At 65.0% G+C, this 8,427-nt stretch carries 6 protein-coding genes, 2 tRNA genes and 1 pseudogene; 6 read left to right on the top strand and 3 right to left on the bottom strand.

The features are described 5' to 3' along the window. Positions 1–843: pseudogene (locus tag sphsw_RS10295) on the bottom strand (M20/M25/M40 family metallo-hydrolase); the annotation flags it as partial. A 126-nt stretch (positions 844–969) separates the two neighbouring features. Here sphsw_RS10295 and sphsw_RS10290 point away from each other — a divergent pair. The 6 genes from sphsw_RS10290 to sphsw_RS10265 all read left to right on the top strand — a co-directional run bounded on the left by sphsw_RS10290 (position 970) and on the right by sphsw_RS10265 (position 6,695). Next, a tRNA-Tyr gene (locus sphsw_RS10290) sits at positions 970–1,056 on the top strand. Positions 1,057–1,244: 188 nt separating this feature from the next. Further along, entirely contained in the window at positions 1,245–2,258 is a 1,014-nt protein-coding gene (locus sphsw_RS18350) for a sigma factor-like helix-turn-helix DNA-binding protein (protein WP_052149008.1), read from the top strand. Between the two features lie 33 nt (positions 2,259–2,291). Beyond that, a complete protein-coding gene (locus sphsw_RS10280; RefSeq protein ID WP_042467030.1) occupies positions 2,292–2,750 on the top strand; it encodes a hypothetical protein in 459 nt (152 codons plus the stop codon). Between the two features lie 41 nt (positions 2,751–2,791). Next, positions 2,792–3,184 (top strand): hypothetical protein, encoded by a 393-nt coding sequence (locus sphsw_RS10275; protein ID WP_042467029.1) that lies wholly within the window; start codon positions 2,792–2,794, stop codon positions 3,182–3,184. A 404-nt stretch (positions 3,185–3,588) separates the two neighbouring features. Beyond that, complete coding sequence (gene mqo, locus sphsw_RS10270; protein WP_268745766.1) at positions 3,589–5,322, top strand: malate dehydrogenase (quinone); 1,734 nt, start codon at positions 3,589–3,591, stop codon at positions 5,320–5,322. 221 nt (positions 5,323–5,543) lie between these two features. Beyond that, positions 5,544–6,695 carry an acyltransferase family protein gene (locus sphsw_RS10265; protein ID WP_152555472.1) on the top strand — a complete coding sequence of 384 codons (1,152 nt, stop codon included), beginning with the start codon at positions 5,544–5,546 and terminating at the stop codon, positions 6,693–6,695. Here the strand turns inward: sphsw_RS10265 and sphsw_RS10260 are convergent. Together sphsw_RS10260 and sphsw_RS10255 are read right to left on the bottom strand one after the other, a co-directional pair. Next, a complete protein-coding gene (locus tag sphsw_RS10260) occupies positions 6,692–7,534 on the bottom strand; it encodes a glycosyltransferase family 4 protein (RefSeq protein ID WP_052380912.1) in 843 nt (280 codons plus the stop codon). The two genes, sphsw_RS10265 and sphsw_RS10260, sit on opposite strands and share 4 nt — an antisense overlap. Before the next feature lie 517 nt (positions 7,535–8,051). Continuing rightward, positions 8,052–8,125, bottom strand: a tRNA-Gly gene (locus sphsw_RS10255). Positions 8,126–8,427 lie beyond the last annotated feature (302 nt).

Genomic DNA, 8,427 nt, shown 5'->3' with positions numbered 1-8,427 from the left:
CTCGAGCGTCGGGGCGGGGCCCGCCTTGGCGAGCCGCGCGAGGCGTCGATAATCCTCCGCGGCGATCTGCACGCCCGGCAGCGCAGGCGTGTCGCCGACACCGAACAGATAGCCTTCGCCGCTGACCAGCTTGCCGTCGTGATAGGCCATCGTCGCGGTCGCGACCGCGCCTTCGCTTTTCAGGAACGCATCGAGTTTCTTCGAGAAATCGAGCCGCTTCATCCGGCGGTCGGCGGCATCGGGGTCGTAATTCGGCTGCTGAAACCGGTCGAGCCTCGCGATATCCTCGCCGCTCAGCCGCTTGAAGGCGGGCTCGGCAGGTTCGTCACCGGTGCCGGGCCGCGTGAGCATCACGATCTTGCCGCTGAGCTTGCCGCGCCATTTCGCGAAGTCGCGCTCGCGCGCAATCGGTGCGACGATCACGGCCGCGCTCAGCGCGGTGCCGTTCGTGCCGGGAGTCCAGGCAATGGGAATCGCGGTCAGCTGCACCACCCGCGGGGTCGTCATCCGCACGCTCGACCGTTCGATCGACCAGCCTCGACCGAATGCGAACCCTTCCTTGTGGACATTCGTGAGGCCCCAGTCGGCGAAGCGGCGCTGCGTCCATGCCTCGGCCGTGCGCATCGACGGCGAATTGGTGAGCCGCGGGCCGATCACGTCGGTCAGATGCTGGACGGTCACCATGACCTGGCTGTGGTTGGTCCCTTCGTCGATGATGCGGTTGACCATGGGTTGATCAGGCTTTGCGGTGCCGCCACGCTCCTTGGCGGCCGCGGGGCTGAGCGCGATGATCGTTACGGTTGCGGCGAAAATGGCAAGTCGGCACGGACGCGATTGGTGCATGAAGGTCCCCCTGGGCAATTTTTTATGCATGAAAGGCTATGCGGGGGCGGAAGTTGGCGCAACCCGCGTTGACAGCACCGACAAGCTTCGCCATTGAGCCGCCTCGCTCGAAAGAGTGGCCCCTTTGGACAGGTGGCCGAGTGGTTAAAGGCAGCAGACTGTAAATCTGCCCGGGTTTCCCGTACGCTGGTTCGAATCCAGCCCTGTCCACCAAAGCTTTGCGGTATCACCGCCCAAGCTTTGGTCCTTCGCCGGTAGCAAGGCCAGGCGCGAACCTTACAACCTTCAGATCTGTGCCGGGATGTCGTGCGGACATCGTGCGCGAAAACGCGTCCCGCGACGGCATTCGGCGCGCTTCAAACAGGGATGCCTAACCGCAGAATTGCGGTTAATGTAGGTCTATGTCTGCCAGCCGCATTGATCTCCTGACCGAAGCGCAAAGGGCCTGTCTTCGACTGGTCCTGACGCATCACAATTCGAAGGAGATCGCAGCGCTGCTCGGCGTGTCGCCGTCGGCGATCGACAAGCGGATCGAACGCGCGGTTCAGGTGCTGGGCGCGGGGTCGCGGTTCGAGGCTGCGCGGCTGTTGCAACGGCACGAAACCGCCGGGGATTTCGATGTGCCCGCAGAGCCCCGCGTCATGCCCTCCGCCACGCCCGCGCCCCGCGCCGCGAACGACAGGACGGAGGACGGGACGTCGCCAATGCCGTCGTCGGACCTGCTGGTCGCGACGTATGATCGGCTCCCATCCGAACCAATCGACGTAGCGCGCGCGCCGTCGCATCCGCCACAGGTCGGCCAGGACGATCCATGGGGGCTCGTCCGCCGCTTCATAGGGATGACGCCCAGAGGCGGACCGGAGGGAGCGGCGCGGAACCGCCTGTCCAAGGGGGACAGGCTGATCCGGCTGGTCGGGCTCATGGCGTTGCTGGCGATCACCACGGTGGCGCTGGTGACGATGACGATGACCATGACGAGCCTGTTCAGGCAGGTTCGCGGCAGCGCCGCCTCTCCCCGGGTCGAGCATTCGTCGCGCTGGGGTGGGAAATTCGACATGTTGAAGGAACGTCGTCAGGCAACCGACAGGGTCACCGCAGACTTTCTGAAGGCGGAGGCGGCGGTCGACCAGGCCGCGTCGCTCGCCGCATCGTGCGTCGCGACCTTGTTGCAGCAGCGTGCGGCGGCAAAACTGCCGGTCGCGACCGGGATCGCCGCGCTGCAACTCGTCGCGGATGCATCGTCCGATCTGATCAAGGCCCGCCAGCGCTTCGTCGACGCGCACCATGCGCTGGTCGCGGTACGCAGCGAAATCGGCCTCGGTGCCTTCTATGCCTATGGTGACGAGGGCGAGTGTCCGCCCAACGAAGGGGCTCTGCGCGACGATGCGTTGCTGCACCTCGTCGTTGCCGCCTGACGACGCGGCCGGTGGATCGCTTGACCCGATAACGTGGACCGCGTCTGGATCTTCAACGCGCTGCAACTGGCGGCGACCGGCTATGCATTCTGGCGTGGCGGTGCCCCCGAGCGGCTGACCGGGCTTGCCCTGCTGCTCGCGGCACTGGCCACGCGGATGTTTCACCAGCTTGGCGCAGGCGAGTTCGTCGACGTCGAGATCGGCATCATGACCGTCGACATCGTCCTGCTCGGCGTGATGATCGCCATCACGCTGCACGCCGATCGGTTCTGGCCGGCCTGGGTCACCGCGCTCCATGCACTGGGAACCGGGGCGCATCTGGCCCGGGCGATCAACCCCGACGTGATCCGGCTCGCTTATGCGGTCCTGTCGGTCATGTGGAGCTACCCCATCGTCCTGCTGCTCGCCGTCGGAACGATGCGGCATGCCAGACGGGTCCGGTCGCGAGGCTGGGATCTCGACTGGAGCCGCCAGGACCCGACCCTTCCTTAGCCCTGCATCTGAGGCTTTAAATGTCTTATGCCATTCCTTTCATGCGACTCTTGAACGGCGCACGGCCCGGGCCGGCTCTTGCACCCGCCGCCGTCGATCCCGCCCGCCTGGTGAGCGCTGCCAAGCATCTGTACGAACTGCGTCGCCAGCGCGACGCGGCATTCGGCGCGGACCTGTTCTCCGAACCCGCCTGGGACATGCTGCTCGACCTGTTCATCTCGCATCACGAGGGGCGTCAGCTCAGCGTGTCCGCGGTGTGCATCGGCGCGCGGGCGCCCTCGGCGACGGCGCTGCGCTACCTTGCGATCCTGCAGGAGGCGGGTCTCGTCCTGCGGACCCGCGACAAAAATGACGGTCGACGATCGCATATTCAGCTGTCGGTCGTCGGGCGTCAGCGGATGAGCGATCTGCTCGCGGGTCTGGTGGATTGCTGATCCGCAAGCTGGCCGGGTGACCGGTCGAGCTTGGCGGACGGACGAACAAGATCCCTGCGGCCGGCGCCGACCGGGCGTCTTCGCGGCTGCTGCCGCGCGGCTCGATACGCCGCGCATGGCGGGCCCCGATCCGGCCATCCGCCATCCAAAGCTTGAAAAATTGCGCCTGCGATGGCATATAAGTCTCGGATACCCGTCAATTTTACTGGTTTGCGGGCCTCCCAATAAATTCCGGCAAATGGGCGAGGACTTTGAGCAACGGTTGTGCTCGGTCGATCGCTTCTGTGCGTCTTTCGGCCGATCCTGCGCAGCCCATCCATCATCCGGCGATGCGCCCTTAGCCGTCTCCGCCCCTCGGGGGCCGGGATCGGGGGCGGGCAGGCGGTAACGAAAAAGGCATCATAGTGCGAATTGGATCGAACGACGACACGCGGACCGCCGAGCAGTCAGGCGAAGCTCCAGCGGCCGGCACGGGCGTAACGCGCCGCAATCTTCTAGGCTCGGCGATCGTTGCGGGCGTCGCAGGGTCCTCCGCCATGGTTCCCCTGTCGCCGGCGCAGGCCGCGACGACGGAACGTTCGGTCGACGTGCTGCTGATCGGCGGCGGCATCATGAGCGCGACGCTCGCCGTGCTGCTGCGCCAGCTCGAGCCGAGCTGGACGATCGAGCTGGTCGAACGTCTCGACAAGGTCGCCGAGGAGAGCTCGGGCGGCTGGAACAACGCGGGCACCGGCCATTCGGCGCTGTGCGAACTCAACTACACGCCGGTCAACGCGGCCGACGGCCGTGTCGAGATCGCCAAGGCGGTCGAGATCAACGAGCAGTTCCAGGTCACGCGCCAGTTTCTCAGCCACCAGGTCAAGGCCGGCATGCTCGGCGCACCGCGGACGTTCATCAACTCGACCCCGCACATGAACCTCGTCTGGGGCGACGCCAATGTCGCCTTCCTTCGCAAGCGCTGGGAAGCGCTGGGCGCCAGTCCGCTCTTCTCCGGCATGGAGTTCTCGACCGACCGCGCCCAGATCGCCAAATGGGTGCCGCTGATGATGCAGGGCCGCGATCCGGCGCTGCCGCTTGCGGCGACCCGCTCGCCGCTCGGCACGGATTGCGACTGGGGTGCGGTGACGCGGCAATATATCGCCGCGCTCGACAAGCAGGCGAACTTCACGCTGACGACGGGGCATGAGGTCCGTTCGCTCGAGCGCAATGCCAAGGGCGGCTGGGAAGTCACCGCGCGCGACATGAAGACCGACGACAAGCAGGTCATCAATGCGCGCTTCGTCTTTGCCGGCGCGGGTGGCGGCGCACTGCCGATCCTGCAGAAGTCGGGCATCCCCGAGGCGGACGACTATGCCGGCTTTCCGGTCGGCGGATCCTTCCTGGTCGCGGACAAGCCGGAGATCACGCACCGCCATCTCGCCAAGGTTTACGGCAAGGCCGCGGTCGGCTCACCGCCCATGTCGGTGCCGCATCTCGACACCCGCTATCTCGACGGCAAGCAGGCGCTGCTGTTCGGACCGTTCGCGACCTTCTCGACCAAGTTCCTGAAGCAGGGGTCCTATTTCGATCTGCCTGCATCGGTGACGATCGACAATTTCCGGCCGATGGTCGCGGTCGGCTGGGACGATTTCGCGCTGGTCGAATATCTCGCAGGGCAGCTGATCATGTCGGATGCCGACCGGATGGAGGCGTTGCGCGAATATTTCCCCGGCGCCAAGGACGGCGACTGGCGCCTGTGGCAGGCGGGCCAGCGCGTGCAGATCATCAAGCGTGATCCTGAAAAGGGCGGCGTGCTGAAGCTGGGCACCGAGATCGTCGCGTCGAAGGACGGCTCGATCGCGGCGCTGCTCGGCGCGTCGCCGGGTGCGTCGACCGCGCCGTCGATCATGCTCGACCTGCTCAAGAAGGTGTTTCCGAACCGGCTGTCGACCGCCGGCTGGCAGGCCAAGATCCGCGAGATCGTCCCGAGCTACGGCATCAAGCTCAATGAGCATCCCGAACTGCTCGCCGATCACTGGGGCAATACCGCCGATACGCTGCAACTCGCCATCGCCTCGCCGGCGGTCCATGTCGCGACCAAGCCCCGCCCCGCCGCGATGCGCGTCAAGGCGGACCGCAGCCCCGACCTCGCCCTCTGACAGCTGTCCTCGACCGCGCCCTCCCCGGCATTGCCGGGGAGGGGTAAGCTATGGCACGCACGCGGGCCCTGCTGGCGGGAAATGCCCCATATCCGATCCGCCCCGCTAACGAAGATCGGCCACCTTGCGGTCATGCGTGAGCGAACATCAGAACGCCAGAATAGTAAAGCCGTCGAAATCATGTCGACCTGGGACGGTCTTGGTCAAAAAACACGATAGACTTGTCTGTCGATGCCCCCGACAGTTCTCCCGATATTTGTGTTTTGCCCCGCCTAATCGGGATAAGCGCTGGGGGAATGTATATGCAGCCTGTCCGGGCCGCCGAACACTCGAAACGTCGCTTTGTCGCATTAGATGGGTTGAGGGGGGTCGCGGCGCTGATGGTCGTGGCATATCATATCGGCATCTTCCTGAAGTTTCCGAGCGGAATGACGGTCCATGGCAATATCGCGGTGGACTTTTTCCTGTGTCTTAGCGGTTTCGTCCTCGCCTTCGCGCATGAGCGGCGGTTGCGCGAGGGCGGCGGTGAGTTCGCTCGCTTTCTGATGTCACGGGTGGTTCGGCTCTGGCCGAGCGTGCTCGCCGGATCGGTGGCGGCCTTGCTCGTGGCGCTCGGCATGGCGGGCGGCCCGGGGGCGTCATCCGCCTATCGGGCGTTTGCCCTGTCCCTCATCGTCCTGCCGCGGCTCGAGGGGCAGAATCTGGTCTGGTTCAACGGCGTCTACTGGTCGCTTTTTGCAGAGATCCTCGTCAATCTGCTTTGGGCGGTATCCGTCAAGGCCCTCGGCAATCGCGGGCTGATCACGATCGCCTTCGTCCTTTCGGTCGCGATCACCTGGGTCGCCATCGACCATAATAGCGTCCATTTCTTTTATCAGTCGGTCGATATGATCGTGCCAACGACGGTCAGGGCCTTGGCGTCCTTCTGCATGGGGGTGGTCGCATACCGGATCTACGAGGCGCGTCGCGTGAAGGCGGATGTTGCGCCCGTGATCCTGATCGCCGCACTCCTCTTTCCGATGATCGTGCCCGGCGTCTCCTGGTTTGGCATCCCGCTGTCGCTCTTCTACATCCTGTGCGCCAACCCGATGATCGTATTGCTCGGCGCACTTGGGCAACGAGAGCAGTCGCGCGTGCTGACATGGCTGGGGAATGTCTCCTTCCCACTATATGCCACGCATCTGCCGGTCGTCATGCTGCTCTCTCGATTGATGGCGGGCCAGCCGCTCGCCGAGCGACTGATCGCAGCGGTCGGTATCGTGGGGGCTGCGCTGATCGTGGCGGAGATCGTCCGCCGTTTCGTCGAAAAGCCGGCGCTCGCCTTTCTGGGCGCGCGCCTGCTCCTCCCGCGTCGCGCCGTTTCGGTCGGCTAGCGCGATGCGACGAGCGGCGCCGGCCGATGCTCGGCCTCGGCACCCAGAAAGGCCCTCCACGCATCGACGAAGGTCGGCATTGAGAACGCGTCGAGACGCGCCTCGAGATCGACCCGCCGTGCCGCGATCTGGTCCGAGCGGAGTTCGGCGAGCTGTGTCATTCCCGCGGCGATGGCCTCGACGGAGTGCGGATCGACCGCGATCGCACTTGGTCCCGCGACCTCTTCGAGGACGCTGTTGGCGCTGATCAGCGGCACCAGTCCGTTGCGCATCGCTTCCGCGACGGGGACGCCGAATCCTTCGAGAAGGCTCACCAGCACGAACCCCCGCGCATGCGCATAGAGCCAGCGCAACTGCTCGTCCGAGACATAGGGCAGGAGGATGACGCCGGGGGTTTGCTCCGCCTCGGCGATGACGGCCTCGGATCCCGGTTCGCGGCTGCCGCAGATGACATAGTGATAGCCCGCATCGGCAAGGCCCGCGCGTGCGAATGCGCGGATGCTGGCCAGCTGGTTCTTGCGGCGCCCGATGCTCCCCACGGTCAGCAGAAACAGGCCTTCAACGCCGTCCACGGCGTGTTGCGCGCCACCCGCCACGCCCGTGCGGATCGGTGGATAGATCACGGTGGCGGGGGACCCGGTGCCATAGAGGCGCTGAAATGCCGCCTTGGATGCCTGGCTGACAAAGGCCATGCGGGGCTGGCGTTCGGCGATGCGTGCATAGACCCGCTCGTAGAGCGCGGTGACGGACGGGGCGAAGAGTTCGGGATGCGTCAGGGGGCCGAGATCGTGGCACAGCACGGCATCATGCGACGTGACGTGCCAGCCCAGCACGGTCATCGGATCGAGATGAAGGACCGCGCGTCGGCTCCGCTGTCGCGGCAGCAGCCTGGGATACCGGGCTCTGAGGCGATCTTCTTCGGCCCATAATCGACCGATGACTTTGCGGGACAAGGCATTGACGCCGACCCTTTCGGGAAGTCTCCATATCTTCACGCTGCGAAATACATCCGGCAGCGTGTCGATGATATCCCTGCCGATAAAATACTTTCCGGTTCGATTGTGAAGCGAAAGGGTGAAGTCGACGTCCCATCGTTGAAAAGACTTGCTAATAGTATTTCATCCCGAAATCATCGGTAATATGCGCCATAGAGCTACCAGAAATCAGCAAACGGGTCATGTCGAAATCGGAATGGGGAGCCCGACTTCTAATAATCAGAAAATGCGGCGGGGCGGGTGCTGTGAGGCACAGAGTTCGCCATGCCGGCTATCGCCGCCTATAACAGCGCATCTCACGGCATAGTCAGGCAATGATCGGGTCACGCCCGTCAAGACTGGTCGGCGCTATTGGAAACGATGGAGCGGGTAACGGGAATCGAACCCGTGTATTCAGCTTGGAAGGCTGCTGTACTACCATTGTACTATACCCGCGAAGCCGGCGTTGCCGCGGCCTGCGCCCCCGCTCTGACCGTCGCGAAGGCGAGACGGGCGGCAGAAGGTGTAGGGTCGCGATAGCGCGGGTCGTGGGGTGGTGCAAGCCGGGGCAGGATGGTTCATGGTTTGCTGACGAAAATCGGCTACCCGTGGCGCCATGTCCGACGCGCCTGTGCTTCCCGAGACGACGAGCCTGACCCTGCAACGGCGCCGCGCCGCGGATCCGCGCCCCGCGTCCGCGGTCAGTCACGGCGCCGGGCTGGCGGGGCTGGCGGGGGTGCTCGGCTGGGTGGCGTGCG

It is taken from the genome of Sphingomonas sp. FUKUSWIS1, from assembly GCF_000733135.1.
Classification (GTDB): Bacteria; Pseudomonadota; Alphaproteobacteria; order Sphingomonadales; family Sphingomonadaceae; genus Sphingomonas; species Sphingomonas aerolata.
Note: the sequence above shows the minus strand (reverse complement) of the source record. Positions and strands in the feature narration are given on the sequence as shown.

Coding starts and splice junctions, on each gene's coding strand:
- sphsw_RS10260 (WP_052380912.1), bottom strand. CDS start 7,534: ATGACCGTGCTGGGCTGGCACGTCACGTCGCATGATGCCGTGCTGTGC.
- sphsw_RS10275 (WP_042467029.1), top strand. CDS start 2,792: ATGCGACTCTTGAACGGCGCACGGCCCGGGCCGGCTCTTGCACCCGCC.
- sphsw_RS18350 (WP_052149008.1), top strand. CDS start 1,245: ATGTCTGCCAGCCGCATTGATCTCCTGACCGAAGCGCAAAGGGCCTGT.